Annotated in this window: 16 protein-coding genes; 10 read left to right on the plus strand and 6 right to left on the minus strand. The window is 65.9% G+C overall.

Annotated features, from left to right (window positions below; translation table 11 throughout):
• Positions 1 to 33 precede the first annotated feature (33 nt).
• The 5 genes from ABIB42_RS12825 to ABIB42_RS12845 all read left to right on the plus strand — a co-directional run bounded on the left by ABIB42_RS12825 (position 34) and on the right by ABIB42_RS12845 (position 4,646).
• Entirely contained in the window at positions 34 to 384 is a 351-nt protein-coding gene (locus ABIB42_RS12825; RefSeq protein WP_005664787.1) for an NAD(P) transhydrogenase subunit alpha, read from the plus strand.
• On the plus strand, positions 381 to 1,838 hold the full coding sequence (locus ABIB42_RS12830) for an NAD(P)(+) transhydrogenase (Re/Si-specific) subunit beta (protein ID WP_429248425.1): 1,458 nt from the start codon (positions 381 to 383) through the stop codon (positions 1,836 to 1,838). Before ABIB42_RS12825 ends, ABIB42_RS12830 begins: the two co-directional genes overlap by 4 nt.
• Positions 1,839 to 1,980: 142 nt before the next feature.
• Positions 1,981 to 2,586 (plus strand): TetR/AcrR family transcriptional regulator, encoded by a 606-nt coding sequence (locus ABIB42_RS12835; RefSeq protein ID WP_005664791.1) that lies wholly within the window; start codon positions 1,981 to 1,983, stop codon positions 2,584 to 2,586.
• 159 nt (positions 2,587 to 2,745) lie between these two features.
• Positions 2,746 to 3,897, plus strand: a complete 1,152-nt coding sequence (locus tag ABIB42_RS12840) for an alkene reductase (RefSeq protein WP_040775779.1) — start codon at positions 2,746 to 2,748, stop codon at positions 3,895 to 3,897.
• Positions 3,894 to 4,646, plus strand: a complete 753-nt coding sequence (locus ABIB42_RS12845; RefSeq protein WP_005664795.1) for an SDR family oxidoreductase — start codon at positions 3,894 to 3,896, stop codon at positions 4,644 to 4,646. Before ABIB42_RS12840 ends, ABIB42_RS12845 begins: the two co-directional genes overlap by 4 nt.
• Positions 4,647 to 4,734: 88 nt before the next feature.
• Here ABIB42_RS12845 and ABIB42_RS12850 read toward each other — a convergent pair whose 3' ends face one another.
• Genes ABIB42_RS12850 through ABIB42_RS12865 form a run of 4 tightly spaced genes read right to left on the minus strand, consistent with a single transcriptional unit; the run spans position 4,735 to position 9,038 of the window.
• Positions 4,735 to 5,883 carry an FAD-dependent monooxygenase gene (locus ABIB42_RS12850; RefSeq protein WP_429248426.1) on the minus strand — a complete coding sequence of 383 codons (1,149 nt, stop codon included), beginning with the start codon at positions 5,881 to 5,883 and terminating at the stop codon, positions 4,735 to 4,737.
• Positions 5,884 to 5,896: 13 nt separating this feature from the next.
• Complete coding sequence (locus ABIB42_RS12855; RefSeq protein ID WP_429248427.1) at positions 5,897 to 7,240, minus strand: aminopeptidase P N-terminal domain-containing protein; 1,344 nt, start codon at positions 7,238 to 7,240, stop codon at positions 5,897 to 5,899.
• A complete protein-coding gene (gene murU, locus ABIB42_RS12860) occupies positions 7,237 to 7,959 on the minus strand; it encodes an N-acetylmuramate alpha-1-phosphate uridylyltransferase MurU (protein ID WP_429205724.1) in 723 nt (240 codons plus the stop codon). The genes ABIB42_RS12855 and murU overlap by 4 nt, the downstream gene beginning before the upstream one ends.
• An 8-nt stretch (positions 7,960 to 7,967) precedes the next feature.
• Entirely contained in the window at positions 7,968 to 9,038 is a 1,071-nt protein-coding gene (locus ABIB42_RS12865; protein WP_429248428.1) for an aminoglycoside phosphotransferase family protein, read from the minus strand.
• Positions 9,039 to 9,152: 114 nt separating this feature from the next.
• Between ABIB42_RS12865 and ABIB42_RS12870 the strand changes: the two genes are divergently transcribed.
• From ABIB42_RS12870 to ABIB42_RS12890, 5 genes are all read left to right on the plus strand, one after another.
• Positions 9,153 to 11,405 (plus strand): LPS-assembly protein LptD, encoded by a 2,253-nt coding sequence (locus tag ABIB42_RS12870; RefSeq protein WP_005664807.1) that lies wholly within the window; start codon positions 9,153 to 9,155, stop codon positions 11,403 to 11,405.
• A gap of 69 nt (positions 11,406 to 11,474) precedes the next feature.
• Positions 11,475 to 12,869: a peptidylprolyl isomerase gene (locus ABIB42_RS12875; protein ID WP_219861595.1), complete on the plus strand. Its 1,395-nt coding sequence runs from the start codon at positions 11,475 to 11,477 to the stop codon at positions 12,867 to 12,869.
• A 4-nt stretch (positions 12,870 to 12,873) separates the two neighbouring features.
• On the plus strand, positions 12,874 to 13,965 hold the full coding sequence (gene pdxA, locus ABIB42_RS12880) for a 4-hydroxythreonine-4-phosphate dehydrogenase PdxA (RefSeq protein WP_005664811.1): 1,092 nt from the start codon (positions 12,874 to 12,876) through the stop codon (positions 13,963 to 13,965).
• A gap of 14 nt (positions 13,966 to 13,979) precedes the next feature.
• Positions 13,980 to 14,753 (plus strand): 16S rRNA (adenine(1518)-N(6)/adenine(1519)-N(6))-dimethyltransferase RsmA, encoded by a 774-nt coding sequence (rsmA, locus tag ABIB42_RS12885; RefSeq protein ID WP_005664813.1) that lies wholly within the window; start codon positions 13,980 to 13,982, stop codon positions 14,751 to 14,753.
• Positions 14,754 to 15,002: 249 nt separating this feature from the next.
• Positions 15,003 to 15,170: a hypothetical protein gene (locus ABIB42_RS12890; protein WP_005664814.1), complete on the plus strand. Its 168-nt coding sequence runs from the start codon at positions 15,003 to 15,005 to the stop codon at positions 15,168 to 15,170.
• A 184-nt stretch (positions 15,171 to 15,354) separates the two neighbouring features.
• On the opposite strand, the gene ABIB42_RS12895 is transcribed toward ABIB42_RS12890, so the two are convergent.
• Together ABIB42_RS12895 and ABIB42_RS12900 are read right to left on the minus strand one after the other, a co-directional pair.
• Complete coding sequence (locus ABIB42_RS12895; protein WP_273028945.1) at positions 15,355 to 15,990, minus strand: hypothetical protein; 636 nt, start codon at positions 15,988 to 15,990, stop codon at positions 15,355 to 15,357.
• 20 nt (positions 15,991 to 16,010) lie between these two features.
• Positions 16,011 to 16,595, minus strand: coding sequence for a hypothetical protein (locus ABIB42_RS12900; protein ID WP_005664821.1), 585 nt, complete (start codon positions 16,593 to 16,595; stop codon positions 16,011 to 16,013).
• Positions 16,596 to 16,728: the final 133 nt, after the last annotated feature.

Below are 16,728 nucleotides of genomic sequence, written 5' to 3' on the forward strand. Positions count from 1 at the left end.
CGGGCCAGAACAGAACAGGACAGGAGACTAGGCATGGACATCAGCCACACCATCATCAACCTGATCATCTTCGTGCTGGCGATCTACGTCGGCTACCACGTGGTCTGGACCGTCACCCCCGCGCTGCACACGCCGCTGATGGCGGTCACCAATGCGATTTCGGCGATCGTGATCGTCGGCGCCATGCTGGCCGCGGGCCTGACCGAGGGCCTGACCGGGCGCGTGGCCGGCACGGTCGCGGTGGCGCTGGCGGCGGTGAACGTGTTCGGCGGCTTCCTGGTCACCCAGCGCATGCTGGAGATGTTCAAGAAGAAGGAGCCGAAGGCCGCGAAGGCGCCGGTCGAGGGCAAGGTCGAGGAGAAGATCGAGGAGAAGCAGGCATGAACGCCATCAGCATGAACGTCGTCACCCTGTTCTACCTGGTCGCCTCGGTATGCTTCATCCAGGCGCTCAAGGGCCTGTCTTCGCCCTCGACCGCGCGCATCGGCAACGCCTTCGGCATGGCCGGCATGGCGATCGCCGTGGTGACTACCGTGGCGCTGATGCTCAAGCTGCAGGACAGCCTGGGGCAGGGCCGCGGCTCGGGCTTCGTCCTGGTGCTGCTGGGCGTCGTGGTCGGCGGCGCGATCGGCGCCTATGCCGCGAAGAAGGTCGAGATGACCAAGATGCCCGAGCTGGTGGCGGCCATGCACTCGCTGATCGGCCTGGCGGCGGTGTGCATCGCGATCGCCGCCGTGTCCGAGCCCTGGGCTTTCAATATCGCCACCCGTGAGACGCCGCTTCCGTTCGGCAACCGGCTGGAGCTGTTCATCGGCACCTTCGTCGGCGCGGTGACCTTCTCGGGTTCGGTGATCGCCTTCGGCAAGCTGTCGGGCAAATACAAATTCCGCCTGTTCCAGGGGGCGCCGGTGCGTTTCGTCGGGCAGCACATCCTGAACCTGGTGCTGGCGATCGCGATCGTGGCGCTCGGATTGATGTTCTGCTTCGCCGACGGCGTGGCGCCGGCCTGGACGCCCTTCATCGCGATGGCGGCGCTGGCCTTCGTGCTGGGCGTCCTGATCATCATCCCGATCGGCGGGGCCGACATGCCGGTGGTGGTGTCGATGCTGAACTCGTATTCCGGCTGGGCGGCGGCCGGCATCGGCTTCTCGCTGAACAACTCGATGCTGATCATCGCCGGCTCGCTGGTCGGCTCGAGCGGCGCGATCCTGTCGTACATCATGTGCAAGGCGATGAACCGCTCCTTCTTCAACGTGATCCTGGGCGGCTTCGGCGGCGAGGCGGTGAGCGACGCCGGCGGCGAAAAAGAGCAGCGTCCCGTGAAATCCGGTTCCGCCGAAGACGCCGCCTTCATCCTGCAGAACGCCGAGTCGGTGATCATCGTCCCCGGCTACGGCCTGGCGGTGGCGCGCGCCCAGCACACGGTCAAGGAGCTGGTCGACAAGCTCACGGAGCGCGGCGTGACGGTGCGCTATGCGATCCACCCGGTGGCCGGCCGCATGCCGGGCCACATGAACGTGCTGCTGGCCGAGGCCGAGGTGCCCTATGACCAGGTGGCCGAGATGGAAGACATCAACGGCGAATTCGGCCAGACCGACGTGGTGCTGGTGCTGGGCGCCAACGACGTGGTGAACCCGGCCGCGAAGGACCCGAAATCGCCGATCGCCGGCATGCCGATCCTGGAGGCCTACCGCGCCAAGAGCATCATCGTCAACAAGCGCTCGATGGCTTCCGGCTATGCCGGCCTGGACAACGACCTGTTCTACCAGCCCAACACGATGATGGTGTTCGGCGACGCCAAGAAGGTCATCGAATCGATGGTCAAGGCCATCGACTAAGGGGGCGGCGCGGGAATGGAATGACAACTTCCGGCCAGGAAGTGATCCGATCATCCATTCCCGCCCTCGGTGCTGGCGCCGGCCACAAAAATAATGTGAGAAAGTTCTAGACGACTGGTCTAATTCGATCTATAGTGACGTCATGGCCAAGACAACGACACATGACTCTTCCGACGTCCGGGACAATATTGTCGCGGTCGGGCAGCGCGTCATGGCCGGCAAGGGTTTCTCGGCGGTCGGCTTGAACGAGATCCTGGCCACGGCGGGTGTGCCGAAGGGATCCTTCTATCATTACTTCGGGTCGAAGGACGCCTTCGGCGAAGCGCTGCTGGCAAAGTATTTCGAGGATTACCTGGCCGACATGGACCGCATGTTCCAGCAGGCCGACAAGACCATGGCGGAGCGCCTGGTCGCGTACTTCGAGTCCTGGCGCGCCAACCAGTCGTTTTACGATTGCCAGGGCAAGTGCCTTGCAGTCAAGCTGGGCGCGGAAGTCGCGGACCTGTCGGAACCGATGCGCCTGACCCTCAAGCAAGGTACCGACGGCATCGTGACCCGCCTGGCCCAGGCGATCGAAGGCGGCGCAGCCGATGGCTCGCTCGCGGCGCAGGCAGATCCCGCGCAGTTGGCGGCAACCCTGTACCAGCTCTGGCTCGGCGCCAGCGTCATGGTCAAGATCGTGCGCGATGCATCGCCATTCGATGCCGCGATGGAAACAACACAACGCCTGCTGCGCCTGGCCCGCTGAAGGCGGGTCGCACCGGACGCTTCCAGCGAAGCGTCTTTTTTGGGCGCCAGGATTAGACGACTGGTCTACTCCATAAATTGCAGGAGCAAGCCCATGAATAAACTGACCGTAACCCAGGCCGAGCCGATTGTGCCCGCCACCGAACCGAAAGACTCCTCCATGTCCCATCATCCATCCTTGTTCACGCCGGCGCCCCTCGGGCGCCATACGCTGAAGAACCGCATCGTGCTGCCGCCCCTGACCCGCCAGCGCTCCACCCAGCCGGGCGACGTCGCCAACGACCTGATGGCGAGCTATTACCGCCAGCGCGCCAGCGCCGGACTGATCATCACCGAAGGCACGCAGATCGAGCCGCGCGGCAAGGGCTACGCCTGGACGCCGGGTATCCATGACGCCGCGCACATCGCCGGCTGGCGCAAGGTGACCGAGGCCGTGCATGCCGAGGGCGGCATCATCTTCGCCCAGCTGTGGCACGTCGGCCGGGTCTCGCACGCCGCGCTGCAACCCGACGGCGGCGCGCCGGTGGCGCCGTCCGCCATCCGGGCCGCCGGGGTCAAGGTCTTCATCGAGACCGGCCCCGGCGCCGGCGAGCTGGTGGAGCCATCGGTGCCGCGCGCGCTGAGCGTGACCGAGATCGGCGAGCTGGTCGCCCTGTACGCCCAGGCGGCGCGCAACGCGCTGGCCGCCGGCTTCGACGGCGTCGAGATCCATGCCGCCAACGGCTACCTGGTCAACCAATTCATCTCGGCCCACTCTAACCACCGCAGCGACGAATACGGCGGCTCGCTGCAGAACCGCCTGCGCTTCCTGCGCGAGATCGTGCAGGCGGTGGGCGAGGTGGTCGGACCCGACCGGCTCGGGGTGCGCTTCGCGCCGCTGTTTTCCGGCACCGACGAAGAACGCGTCTACATCGGCCTGGTCGAGGACGATCCGCACCAGACCTATCTGGAAGCGATCGCGGTGCTCGAACGCGCCGGCGTCGGCTACCTGTCGATCGCCGAGGCCGACTGGGACGGGGCGCCCGACCTGCCGCTCTCGTTCCGGCAAGCAGTGCGCGCCGCCTTCAGCGGCAAGATCCTGTACGCCGGCCGCTATACCGCCGAGAAGGGCGCGCGCCTGGTCGAGGCCGGCCTGGCCGACCTGATCGCTTTCGGTCGCCCCTTCATCGCCAACCCGGACCTGCCCGAGCGCATCGCCCAGGGCTGGCCGCTCAATCCGCTCAACGCCGCCACCATGTACGGCGGCGGCGAGGCCGGCTTTACCGATTACCCGCGCCATGCGCAAACCATCAACCAAGGAGAACCAGCATGAATCAGCACATGAACCAGCAAATCGAAGGCAAAGTAGTCTTGATCACCGGCGGCGGCACCGGCATCGGCGCGGAGGCTGCGCGCCTGCTCGCCGAACGCGGCGCCCGGGTCGCCGTCGCGGCCCGCCGCAAGGACAAGATCGACGGCGTCGTCGCCGAGATCGCCGCCGCCGGCGGCGAGGCCAGGGGCTATGTCCTCGACGTCACCGACAAGAAGCAGGTGGAGGCGGTCGTGGCCGCCGTGGTCGTCGACTTCGGCCGGATCGACGTCCTGATCAACAACGCCGGCCTGATGCCGATTCGTCCGATGGCCGAGGTCAATACCGACGAATGGGACGCCATGATCGACGTGAACATCAAGGGCGTCCTGTACGGGATCGCCGCGGCCCTGCCGCGCTTCCTGGCCCAGCAAAGCGGACACATCATCAATCTGAGTTCGGTCGCCGGGGTCAAGGTGTTCTCGCCGGGCGGCACGGTCTACTCGGGCACCAAGTTCGCGGTCCGGGCCATCTCGGAAGGTCTGCGCCACGAAGTCGGAAGCAAGGTCCGCGTCACCTCGATCGAGCCCGGCGCCGTGGAAAGCGATCTCAAGCACAGCACCACGGGCGGCGCGACCCAGACCGTGCTCGACTTCTACCGGCAAGCGATTCCGGCCGCTTCGGTGGCGCGGGCGATCGCCTTCGCGATCGAGCAGCCGGCCGACGTCGACATCAATGAAATCGTGCTGCGACCGACCGCACAGGAATTCTGACCAGGAATTTTTGAACCGGGAGCGAAGCCGCTCCCGGCGCCCTGCCGCCAGCCGGCGGCAGGGCCGCGCATCCACCCGACAGGAGCGGTTAGCGGCGGCCGAACATCATCAGGTCGGCCAGGAGCATGCGCGCGGGCCTGGCCAGGTCGAGCGCCGCCAGGCCCAGGCCCAGCAGTGGTTGCAGCGGCTTGCTGCCGGTGAAGGCGCGGGCCATGGTGTCGGTCAGGCCGATCGTCAGCTTGCGGTCTTGCGCGCGCTCTTCCTGGAAGCGTTCGATCGCGGCCGGGCTGGCGTCGCGCGCCAGCTGGCGCGCCAGGACGGCGGCGTCGCGCAGGCCCAGGTTCAGGCCCTGCCCGGCGACCGGGTGCAGGGTTTGCGCGGCATTGCCGATGGCGACCGTGCGCGCCGTGGCGCGCGCTTCGGCGTTCAGGCCGAGGGGGAAGGCGACGCGCGAGGAGACTTTCGTGAACGTGCCAAGGCGCGTGCCGAAGGCGTCGCCAAGTTGTTGCAGGAATCGGGTGTCGTCCAGGTCGAGAATCGTGCCGGCGCGCTCGGGACGCACGCACCACACCAGCGCATACTGGTGGCCATCGGGACCGTCTTCCGGCAGCAGCGCCAGCGGGCCTTCGTCGGTGAAACGCTCGAAAGCGCGGTGCGCGATCGGCGCGTCGCTGGTCACGCGCGCGATCACGGCGCTCTGTTCGTAGTCGCGGCTCCTGGCGCGACCGTCTTGCTGGCCGAAGATGCCGCCTTCGGCCTGGACCGCCACCTGGGCGCGCACCGTGCGGCCGTCGTCCAGCGCCAGCAGCGCACCGTCGGCGGTTTCGTCCAGCGCCTGCACGCGCGCCGGACGCAGCATGACGACGCCGGCCGCCTCGCCGCGCCGCGCCAGGGCGTCGACCACGGCGCCGTAGCGCGTGACGTAGCCCAGCGCCTCGACGTCGTGGTCGCGCCGGTCCATCAGGCTGCGGCCCAGCTGGCCACGGCGCGAGACGTGGATCTGGTGGATCGCCGTGGCCGGCAGCGGCCAGGCGCCAACTTCGTCCAGCAGTTGCACGCTGCCCCAGGACAGCGCGATCGAACGCGGGTCCGAGATCGCCTGGCCCAGCGACTTGCCGTCGACCAGGGCGATGCGCGCACCCGGCACCCCGCGCCGCGCCAGGAAGGCGGCCAGCGCCAGGCCCACCGGGCCGGCGCCGCAGATCGCCACGTCGAAATCCAGAGTTTGTTCCGTCATCGTGTTTCCCGCATCAGTGCTTCCGCATCAAAGCTTCAATATCCGCCACTTCCTTCGGCGCGTCGGCGCTCAGGATGTGGCAGCCGGCGTCGGTCACGACCACGTCGTCCTCGATCCGGATGCCGATGTTCCAGAATCGTTCCGGCACGCCCTCGCCGGGCCGCACATAGATGCCCGGCTCCACCGTCAGCGCCATTCCCGGCAGCAGGGGACGCGACGGCTTGTCGGGCAAGGTGACGTCGCGGTAGGCGCCGACGTCGTGCACGTCCATGCCCAGCCAGTGGCCGGTGCCGTGCATATAGAACTGCGTGTAGGCGCGCGTGGCGATCGCCTCGTCGAGCGTGCCCACCTTGTTCCGGTCGAGCAGGCCGAGGTCGAGCATGCCTTCGGTGAGCACCCGCACCGCCGCATCGTGGATCGCGCTGTACGGCCGGCCTGGATGGATGGCCGCGAGCGCCGCGGCCTGGGCGCGCAGCACCAGTTCGTACAGGGTGCGCTGGGCGTCGCTGAAGCGGCCATTGGCCGGATACGTGCGCGTGATGTCGCTGGCGTAGCCGTCCAACTCGCAGCCGGCGTCGATCAGCACCAGGTCGCCGTCTTCGACACGCCGGTCGTTGGCGTTGTAGTGCAGCACGCAGGCTTGCGGGCCGGAGGCGACGATCGAGGGATAGGCCGGGAATTGCGCCCCGTTGCGGCGGAACTCGTGCAGCAGCTCGGCCTCGATCTCGTATTCGAACATGCCGGGCCGGGTGGCGCGCATCGCGCGCGCATGGGCCTCTCCCGAGATCGCGCCGGCGCGCGCCATCAGGGCGATTTCGTGCTCGTCCTTCACGAGCCGCATCTCGTCCAGCATGCCCAGCAGGTAGTGCATCGTCTGCGGCGCGGCGACGCCGCTGCGGCCGCGTGCGCGCACCGCCCTGAGCCAGCCGGCCACTCGGGCGTCGAGTTCGGCGCCGTGGCCCAGCGCGTAGTACAGCGCCGGCGCATCGGCCAGCACGTCGGCCATGCGCGCGTCGAGTTCGTCGATCGGCCAGGCCTCGTCGAAGCCGAAGGCATCGCGCGCCGCTTCGGGGCCGAAGCGGAAACCGTCCCAGATCTCGCGCTCGACATTCTTCTCGCGGCAGAACAGGATCGTGCGCGCCGGCAGTTCTCCTCGGGCCGCGACCAGCACGACGAAGCTTTCCGGTTCGGCGAACCCGGTCAGGTAATAGAAATGGCTGTCGTGGCGGTAGGGGTAGTCGCTGTCGCCGTTGCGCGGCGCCGCCAACGCGGTGCCCAGCACGGCGACCGCGCCCGGCTGCATGCGGCCCAGCAGCTGCGCGCGCCGGGCCGCATGCGCAGCGCAATGCGGCATCATGAAGCCGTCTTGGCCGCCCGCAGCGGCGCGTTCAGTTCTTCCAGCTGGCCCACGGTGCCGACGTTGACCCACTGGCCCTGGTAGATCTCGCCGCCGACGCGGCCCTGTTCGATGAACTTGCGCATCAGGGGGCCGAACTTGAGGAATTCGCCGGCGCGGAGCCCGTCGAACATCTCGGCGCGGTACACGCCGATGCCCGCGAAGTTCCATTTGGTGGCGCCGTCGTTCTTGAGCGTGTACATGTCGAGCGCGAAGTCGCCCTCGGGGTTGTGCCACGGGTTCGGCGTCAGCCACAGCCAGGCGATGTCGCGCCGGTCGACCGGGTAGGGAACGCCTACCGCATCGATATCCTTGAGCGCGTCGAGCGCCAGCGAGAAATCGAAGTAGGGCGCATAGATGTCGCCCGACACGGCCAGGAACGGCTCGTCGCCCAGCAGGTGCAGCGCATTGACGATGCCGCCCGCCGTCTCGAGCGGCGTCGGCTCGTGCGAGTACACGATGCGCGCGCCGTAGCGGCTGCCGTCGCCCAGTTCTTCCTCGATCATGTGCCCGAGATGGGAGTGGTTGATCACGATGTCGGTGATCCCGGCGCGCACCAGGTTCAGCACGTGCCAGGTGATCAGGGGCCGCCCGCGCACTTTCAGCAAGGGTTTGGGGCAGCTGTCGGTCAGGGGCCGCATGCGCTCGCCGCGGCCGGCGGCGAAAATCATCGCTTTCATGCTGGACCTCAGAAGGTGTAGCCGACTTGGGGCGCCTTGTTTTCCACGGCGTCGAGCAGACGCAGCAGCGGCTTGAGTTCGGCGTAGCGGTTGGCGGTCTTGCGCACGTAGTCGAGCACCGTCGGCAGGTCGCCCATGTAGTGCGACTTGTTGTCGCGGTAGTTCAGGCGGCAGAAGATGCCGAGGATCTTCAGGTGGCGCTGCATGGCCATGAACTCGAAGTCGCGGTAGAAGGCGTCGATGTCCGGGTTCACCGGCAGGCCGGCCCCCTTGGCGCTCTGCCAGTAGCGCACCACCCAGTCCAGCACGATCTCTTCGTCCCACTGGATATAGGCGTCGCGCAGCAGCGAAGCCAGGTCGTAGGTCACCGGGCCGTACACGGCGTCCTGGAAATCGAGCACGCCGGGGTTGCCCTGGTCGAGGAACATCAGGTTGCGCGAATGGAAATCGCGGTGCATGAACACCTGCTGCTGCGCCAGCACGTTCGAGGCGATCGCCTCGAATACCTTGTCCAGCTGCGCCTGCTGCTTGGCGTCCAGGGTCACGCCCAGGTGGCGGTTCAGGTACCACTCCGGGAAGATGTTCAGTTCGCGCAGGATGAAGGCGCGGTCGAACTCGGGCAGCACGCCAGGCTGGCTGGCCATCTGGAACTTGAGCAGGGCGTCGACCGCGTCCGAATACATGAACGCGGCGTTGTCGCTGGAGAGGCGCGCCAGGTAGGTGGTGCCGCCCAGGTCGCCCAGCAGCAGGAAGCCCTGTTCGACGTTGCGCGCGGCAATTGCCGGCACGGTCACGCCGGCGTCGAACAGCAGGCCCTGCACGTGAATGAAGGCCGGCACGTTTTCGCGTTCCGGCGGCGCATCCATGGCGACCAGGGTCGCGCCCAGCTTGTCCTGCATGGCGGGCACGACGTCGTAGCGGAAATAGCGGCGAAAGCTCGCATCGACGGAGGCAGGACGGCCGCTTCCGACTTCCACCAGGCCGGTCGAGGCCAGCCAGTCGTTCAGCTTTGCCAGGCGCGGATCGGTGTCATGCGCGGCGCCGACCGAAGTGGAAGAATTTTGATACAAAGATGACATGAAGCGGCCTGACGAATCCGGTTGGTTGAGCTAATTCCCATATAATAAGGGATTCATTCTAAAAAAACCGCCCTTTATGGTGCACGTCCGATTTTCCATGAGCTGCGATTTTCCATGAGCTGGTCGTCAAGCCAACCTTTCCCACCGCGGCAGGTCCTCGCGCTCTATGCATTGGTTTCCGCAACCGCGGTTCCGGCATTCGCACAGAGTGTTCCCCCTGCGCCACAAGCTGAAGACGAACTTCCCGTCGTTATCCAGGCCGAGGAGATCGGCGGCCGTCCCGACCGCCGGCTGGACCTCAACCGCAACGTCGAGATCACGCGCGGCCAGAGCGGCATCACCGCCGATACCGCCTGCTACCTGCGGGTCGAGGACGAAGTCACGGCCACCGGCAACGTGAACATGTGGCGCTTCGGCGACCGCTACAAGGGCGACGAGCTGCAACTGAACCTCGAGACCGGCAAGGGCTACCTGCTCAATCCGACCTATTTCCTGGCCGACAGCAATGGCCAGGGACAGGCCGACCGCATCGACTTCCTGGGCGAGCAGCAGGCCCTGGTGCGCAACGGCACGTACAGCACCTGCGAAGGCCCCGATCCCGACTGGTATCTCAAGTCGAGCACCCTGCGCCTGGACAACGGCCGCGACGTCGGCACCGCCGGCAAGACCATCATCTATTTCAAGGACGTGCCGATCATCGGCACCCCGGCGATGTCGTTCTCGCTGTCGGGCCAGCGCCGCTCCGGCTGGCTACCGCCCACGGTGGGCTTCGGCTCCCAGGGCAAGGCCGAGGTGATGGTGCCGTACTACGTCAACATTGCCCCGAACCGCGACCTGACGCTGTATCCACGCATGATGTTCGACCGCGGCTTCCAGATGGGCGCCACCGGCCGCTACCTGGGCAGCACCTACCAGGGCGAGACCCACGTCGAGGTCTTGCCGGACGACCGCGAGACCAATACCACGCGCTGGCGCGTCGACTCGCTGCACAGCCAGTCGATCAAGCCGAACTGGTCGTACGGCTGGAACCTGCACGGCGCCTCGGACGACGAATACCCGTCCGACTTCTCGCGCACCGTCGCCGCCAGCGCCGAGCGCCAGCTGCTGCGCGAGGTGCGCACCGATTACTATGGCCAGTTCTGGAGCCTGACCGCGCGCGCCCAGAACTACCAGGTGCTGCAGGACCCGGCCGCCGCGACCAATCCGAGCCTGACGGTGCCGCGTCCCTACGACCGCCTGCCGCAGATTAACTTCCGCGCCGCGCGCTACGACGTGGCCGGTTTCGACTGGTCGATCGACGCCGAGGCGACCCGCTTCGATCACCCGACCCTGGTCACCGGCAACCGCGCCGTGGTGCAGGGCCAGGTGAGCTATCCGATCGTGCGTCCGGGCTGGTTCGTCACGCCCAAGCTGATGTACAACGCGGCCAAGTACGACATCCAGGACCATATCGACCGGGCCGGCCTGGACACCAAGCTGACGCGCACGATCCCGACCTTCTCGTTCGACAGCGGCATGGTGTTCGAGCGCCAGACCACGCTGTTCGGCGGCGCCGCCACCCAGACCCTCGAGCCGCGCCTGTTCTATGTCTACACGCCGTACGAGAACCAGGACGACGTGCCGCTGTTCGACACCGGCCGCGCCGGCTTCAACTACGCCCAGCTGTTCTCCGAGAACCGCTACGTGGGCCTGGACCGCGTGTCCGACGCCAACCAGGTCACGGCCGCCCTGGTGTCGCGCTTCATCCAGGAAGACGGCGCCGAGCGCCTGCGCCTGGCCTTCGGCCAGCGCCTGTATCTCGAAGAGCCGCGCGTGCGCATCCCTGGCGAAGAACAACACAAGAGCCGTTCCGACCTGCTGCTGGCCGCCGCCGGCACCATTTCCGAGTCCTGGACCTTCGATAGCGGCGTACAATACGATGCGAACGGAAGCAGTTTGTACAGCTCGAATGTGGGTGTACAGTGGCGTCCGGGGCCGATGAAGGTGTTGAACGCCGAATACCGTTATCAGCGTGACAGCTTCCGCAATATCGACCTGTCGGCGCAGTGGCCGATCGGCCGCCGCTGGTATGGCGTGGGCCGGGTCAGCTACGCGCTGCGTTCGTATGGGGTGGGGCAGGAGGTCAATCCGGCCACCGGCGGCAAGCTGATCGAGAGCCTGATCGGTCTCGAATACAAGGCCGATTGCTGGGTGTTCCGGATGGGCGCGCAGCGTTTCGTGACCGCGGCGCAAGAGACGTCGACGCCGATCTTCTTCCAGCTCGAGCTCAATGGCTTGTCGCGCCTGGGCCTGGGTAATCCGCTCGAGTCGTTCAACAAGAGCATCCCGGGCTATACGCGACTGAATACCGGAATTGGACGTCCATAAGCAAGCGTTCAGACTAGCAGTCCATAATTCGTCCTTGATGTGAACTATCCTGAAATGAGTGCTTTCCAGATGATGCGTACTACCCGTTTGCAGTCCCTCCAGATGGCGGCAGCACTGCTGTGCGCGCTGTCCGCCGGCCAGGCGCTGGCCCAGGCCGCCACCACGCCAGCCGCCAAGGCGGAAACGCCGGCGTCCACCGGCGGCGGCTTCCTGCCGCCGGCATCGGCCAATGCCAAGGTGATCGATTCGATCCAGGTCGTCGTCAATGACGAAGTGATCACCCGCAACGAAGTGGCCGGCCGCGTGGCCCAGGTCAGCCAGAACATGAAGGCGCGTAACGCCCAGATGCCCGACCCGGCCACCATGGAGCGCCAGGTGCTCGAGGCGATGATCGTCGAACGCGCCCAGCTGCAGCTGGCCAAAGAGATGGGCGTCAAGGTCGACGACCGCACCCTGGACGCCACCATCGGCCGCATCGCCGAAAACCAAAAGATGTCGGTGCAGGACATGCGCAACCAGATGGAAAAAGAGGGCATGCCGTTCGCCCAGTTCCGCGAAGACATCCGCAACGAGATCATGATGCAGCGCCTGCGCGAGCACGAGGTCGACAGCAAGATCCAGGTGTCCGAGGCCGAGATCGACACCTATATGGCGGCCGCCAAGGCTGCCGAGGCCGACCGCATCGAGGTCGACATCTCGCAGATCCTGGTGCGCGTGCCAGAGAATGCCTCGCCCGAGCAGATCGCCGCGCGCGCCGCGCGCGCCGAGGAAGTGATGCGCCAGCTGCGCACCGGCGCCGACTTCGCGCGCATGGCCTCGACCTATTCCGACGCGCCCGACGCGCTCAAGGGTGGCGAGATCGGCTGGCGCGACGCCGACCGCCTGCCGCCGATGTTCTCGACCGAGCTGCGCAAGCTCGAAGCGGGCCAGGTCACGCCGATCCTCAAGACCAACGTCGGTTTCCACATCCTCAAGCTGGCGGGCAAGCGCTCGCTGGGCGGCGAGACCGAGAAGTCGGTGGTCGAGCAGACCCACGCGCGCCACATCCTGATCAAGGTCACCCCGACCATGACCGAGGGCGAGGTCAAGCGCAAGCTGCTCGAACTGAAAGAGAAAATGGACAACAATGCCGGCACCTTCGAAGACCTGGCGCGCCTGCACTCGCAGGACGGCTCGGCCTCGAAGGGCGGCGACCTGGGCTGGTTGTACCCGGGCGACACGGTGCCGGAATTCGAGACCGCGATGAACGGCCTGAAGCCGGGCGAGGTGTCGGACGTCATCCAGTCGCCGTTCGGCTTCCACCTGATCCAGGTCATCGGACGCAAGAGCGAAGACGTCACCCAGCAGAAGGAGCGTAACGTGGCGCGCCAGGTGCTGCGCGACCGCAAGATGCAGGAAGCGATGGAAGACTGGATGCGCCAGGTGCGCGACCGCGCCTACGTCGAGTTCCGCGAGGAGCAGTAACAAGATGGTTGCGCCACAGGCGCCCGGGCGCCCGTTGGCGCATTGGGGGGCCGCATCCCCAAGGCCCGTGCTCGCTATTACAGTCGGCGAGCCCGCCGGCATCGGTCCCGAGATCGCGATCCGCGCCGCCTGGGCCCTGCGCGAGCAGGCCAACTGCGTGCTGCTCGGCGACGCCGCCTTCCTGGCGATGACGGCCAGCTATATCGATCCAGCTATCCGCCTGTCGGCGCTGTCGACCCAGGCCTTGCGCAACGGCGGCCTGCCGCACTTCGGCGCCGACCGCCTGGCGGTGGTCGACGTGCCGCTGGCGGCGCACGTGGTGCCGGGCCGGCTCGATCCCGAGAATGGTCTTGCCGTGCTGGCCACGCTGGACCTGGCCATCGAAGGCTGTGGCTGTGGGTGGTTCGACGCCATCGTCACCGCGCCGCTGCAAAAAAGCACGATCAACGACGCCGGCATCGCGTTTTCGGGACACACCGAATACCTGGCCGAGAAGACCGGCACGCCCAAGGTGGTCATGATGCTGGCCGGCGCGCCGGCACATGACCAGCCCTACCTGCGCGTCGCCCTGGCCACCACCCACCTGCCGCTGAAGGATGTGCCGGGCGCGCTCACGCGCGACAACCTGACCCAGGTGCTGGACATCCTGCACGCCGACCTGCGCGACAAATTCGGCATCGCGGCGCCCGTGATCCTGGTCACCGGCCTGAATCCGCACGCCGGAGAAAACGGCTATCTCGGCCGCGAAGAGATCGACGTCATCACGCCGGTGCTCGAGGCCGCCCGCAGCCGCGGCATCGATGCGCGCGGCCCGTATCCGGCCGACACCCTGTTCCAGCCCAAGTACCTGAAGGATGCGGATTGCGTGCTGGCGATGTACCACGACCAGGGCTTGCCGGTGCTGAAGCACGCGACCTTCGGGCGCGGCATCAACGTCACCCTGGGCCTGCCCCTGATCCGCACCTCGGTCGACCACGGCACCGCCCTCGACCTGGCGGCCGAGGGCCTCGGCCTGGCCGACTGCGGCAGCATGGAAGAGGCGATCCGCGCCGCCATGCACATGGTGGCCGCGCGCCGCCAGGCCACTTCCGAATAACCAAGAAAGCAAGCATGAAACACGTCGCACGCAAGCGCTTCGGCCAGAACTTCCTGACCGATGACCATGTCCTGAACAATATCATCGACGCCATTGCGCCGCGGCGCGGTGAAACGATGGTCGAGATCGGCCCGGGCCTGGCGGCGATGACGGCGCTGCTGCTCAAGTCGCTCGACCATATGCACGTCGTCGAGCTCGACCGCGACCTGGTGGCGCGCCTGGAAAAAGCCTACCCGCGCGAGCGCCTCAGCGTGCATTCGGGCGACGCGCTCAAATTCGATTTCGGTTCGATCCCGGTGCTGGAGGGACAAAAACTGCGCGTGGTCGGCAACCTCCCGTACAACATTTCCAGCCCGCTGCTGTTCCACCTGGCCGAGTTCGCCCATCTGGTCGAGGACCAGCACTTCATGCTCCAAAAGGAAGTGGTCGAGCGCATGGTGGCCGAGCCGGGCACCAAGGCCTACAGCCGCCTGTCGGTGATGCTGCAATGGCGCTACGACATGGCCATGCTGTTCATCGTGCCGCCGACCGCCTTCGATCCGCCGCCGCAGGTCGACTCGGCCATCGTGCGCATGGTGCCGACCCGGCGCCAGTTGCCGTGCGACGGCAAGCGCCTGGAGGCGGTGGTGGCCAAGGCCTTCTCGCAGCGGCGCAAGGTCATTCGCAACTGCGTGGCCGGCATGTTCACCGAAGCGCAGCTGGTCGAGGCGGGCATCGATCCGGGCGTGCGTCCGGAAGCGGTCAGCCTGGAACAATACGTGGCGCTGGCCAACCTCCCCGTATCCTGACCCAGGGTGGTCGGCTACGCCGACCACGCGTTCAGCATCATCTGCCCCCATCAGCGCCGCCCGTCGGCGCTTTTTTGCGTCCAAACACGTCCTGCTGCGCCGCAGCATACGGGTTATCACGTATTTTCGGGCGCCTGGTCGCCGTTTTACGCAGTCTGTCGCATCCCGCTGGAGAACTGCGGCCCCATTTTCTATAGTGCTCACATGGACAGCCGATCCGGCGCCTCAACCGACCCACAGGAGCAAGAAATGAACGTCCTCAAGCACATGGAAGCCATCTTCATCGCCGCCGCCATCCTCGCCGGCTTCAGCAGCTACGCCGTCGCCGCCAATGCGCGATCGAGCGAGGCTTACCAGTCGCAGGTGTCGGTGGGCATGGAAAAGATCGCCGTGGTGAAGGTCAGCGCCGCCCGCTGAGCAGCGCCGGCACACCGTACCGATGCGGCAGGCAAAAAAAAAGCCCGCTCAAGGAGCGGGCTGAAATCCAATTCTTTTCTGAGGAGAGTTGGAGGAGACAGGAGTTATTATGCTGCGCGACAGCATATAAATCCAATTTTCCTTTCAAATACTCGACATAAGAATTGTGTATATCTGGCCAGGCTTACGCCGCGACGCAGTTGACCTGGATATTGGTCACTTCTGCATCAGGCATGACGCCAGTGCCGTTGACCACGGTGCAGACCTGGCCAGTCGGGTTGGTAATCACCACCACGCCATAGGTCGTGCCATAGCTGACATTCGGCAGCTGGAAGTCGATCGGCGTCGTAACGCCGGCGGCCGGCTTCGTTACCGTACCCGCGCCGCCGGTGCTGCCGTTGGCCAGCACCAGGCCGTCGGCGGTCAGGCCATTGACCTTGCCGCTCAGCGGATAGTTGTTCACGATGCAGACGTAGGTGACGTTGATCTCCGCCAGCCGGCCCGCCGTATCGTTGAAGTTCGGGATCGTATTGTCCGGCGTAACGCATTGGCGCTGGAATTGCGGCGTCGACTTGAAGACGACGTTGTACACGTCACCATACTCGAGCTTGTTCGGGAACTCGAAGTTGACCGGGTCGCCCGGCTTGGCAGGCGGGTCGATCGGCAGGTCCATGCCATTGGTGGTCAGGACGGCGCCCGGATAGACGATGCCGGAGATCGTGCCTTTCACGGCGAACTCGGCTTTGTCGCTGCCGCCACAGCCGGCCAGGCCCGCGGCCAGCGCCAGCGCGAGGGCCGGACGGATCAGGGAAGACTTCATGCGTAACGCTCCAGGAAAAATTAAGGGGTGCAGGTGACGGCCACGTTGGTGACGTCGGCAGGTCCCACGGTGCCGCTGCCGTTGTTGACAGTGCAAGTCTGATTGGCAGGCTGTTGCAGGATGGTGACACCGTAAGGCGAATCTTCGGCGACATCGGCCATCTTGAACGAGGTGGCGCCGGCCTGGAGTGCCACACGGTCGGAACCGTTGACCAGCACCAGCTCACCTTTCAGGTTGCTGACGCTGCCAGAGAGAGCGTGGCGCTTGAGCGTACACGTGATGTAGACGGTGTAGACGTGATAGCCCGCGCGGCCACTCGCATTCTGGATATCGCAGCGCTCGACGTTCGATGGCGTGGATTTGATTTCGACGGAATAGCGGTCGTCGGTCGAGATCAGGTTGTCGAATGCCCAGGTCGCCGCACCGGTGCCATCGGCCGGCGGCGTGATCGCCTTTTCCTGGCCGTCGTTGGTCAGTACCAGACCGGTTTTGGTCACACCGGAAAAACTACCGCCCAGCACCAGCTGGCCATCGCTGCCGCCGCAGGCAGACAGTGCGACCGCGCAGGCCAGCGCCGCGCCGGCACGCAGGTAGGAACTCTTCATAACATCTCCAAAAAATCTAGCGGGAAAGCGCAGCTGCGCGGTGAGAATAGAAAAATCGCTCAACATTTTAGTCCATTTGGCAAGCAGCTGGTCCATTTCGGGCGTATATGGTTTTGTATCTTGGTGTAACCAT

The organism is Massilia sp. UYP32 (assembly GCF_050434365.1).
Lineage (GTDB): Bacteria > Pseudomonadota > Gammaproteobacteria > Burkholderiales > Burkholderiaceae_D > Telluria > Telluria timonae.

Coding starts and splice junctions, on each gene's coding strand:
- ABIB42_RS12825 (WP_005664787.1), top strand. CDS start 34: ATGGACATCAGCCACACCATCATCAACCTGATCATCTTCGTGCTGGCG.
- ABIB42_RS12830 (WP_429248425.1), top strand. CDS start 381: ATGAACGCCATCAGCATGAACGTCGTCACCCTGTTCTACCTGGTCGCC.
- ABIB42_RS12835 (WP_005664791.1), top strand. CDS start 1,981: ATGGCCAAGACAACGACACATGACTCTTCCGACGTCCGGGACAATATT.
- ABIB42_RS12840 (WP_040775779.1), top strand. CDS start 2,746: ATGTCCCATCATCCATCCTTGTTCACGCCGGCGCCCCTCGGGCGCCAT.
- ABIB42_RS12845 (WP_005664795.1), top strand. CDS start 3,894: ATGAATCAGCACATGAACCAGCAAATCGAAGGCAAAGTAGTCTTGATC.
- ABIB42_RS12850 (WP_429248426.1), bottom strand. CDS start 5,883: ATGACGGAACAAACTCTGGATTTCGACGTGGCGATCTGCGGCGCCGGC.
- ABIB42_RS12855 (WP_429248427.1), bottom strand. CDS start 7,240: ATGATGCCGCATTGCGCTGCGCATGCGGCCCGGCGCGCGCAGCTGCTG.
- murU (WP_429205724.1), bottom strand. CDS start 7,959: ATGAAAGCGATGATTTTCGCCGCCGGCCGCGGCGAGCGCATGCGGCCC.
- ABIB42_RS12865 (WP_429248428.1), bottom strand. CDS start 9,038: ATGTCATCTTTGTATCAAAATTCTTCCACTTCGGTCGGCGCCGCGCAT.
- ABIB42_RS12870 (WP_005664807.1), top strand. CDS start 9,153: ATGAGCTGGTCGTCAAGCCAACCTTTCCCACCGCGGCAGGTCCTCGCG.
- ABIB42_RS12875 (WP_219861595.1), top strand. CDS start 11,475: ATGATGCGTACTACCCGTTTGCAGTCCCTCCAGATGGCGGCAGCACTG.
- pdxA (WP_005664811.1), top strand. CDS start 12,874: ATGGTTGCGCCACAGGCGCCCGGGCGCCCGTTGGCGCATTGGGGGGCC.
- rsmA (WP_005664813.1), top strand. CDS start 13,980: ATGAAACACGTCGCACGCAAGCGCTTCGGCCAGAACTTCCTGACCGAT.
- ABIB42_RS12890 (WP_005664814.1), top strand. CDS start 15,003: ATGAACGTCCTCAAGCACATGGAAGCCATCTTCATCGCCGCCGCCATC.
- ABIB42_RS12895 (WP_273028945.1), bottom strand. CDS start 15,990: ATGAAGTCTTCCCTGATCCGTCCGGCCCTCGCGCTGGCGCTGGCCGCG.
- ABIB42_RS12900 (WP_005664821.1), bottom strand. CDS start 16,595: ATGAAGAGTTCCTACCTGCGTGCCGGCGCGGCGCTGGCCTGCGCGGTC.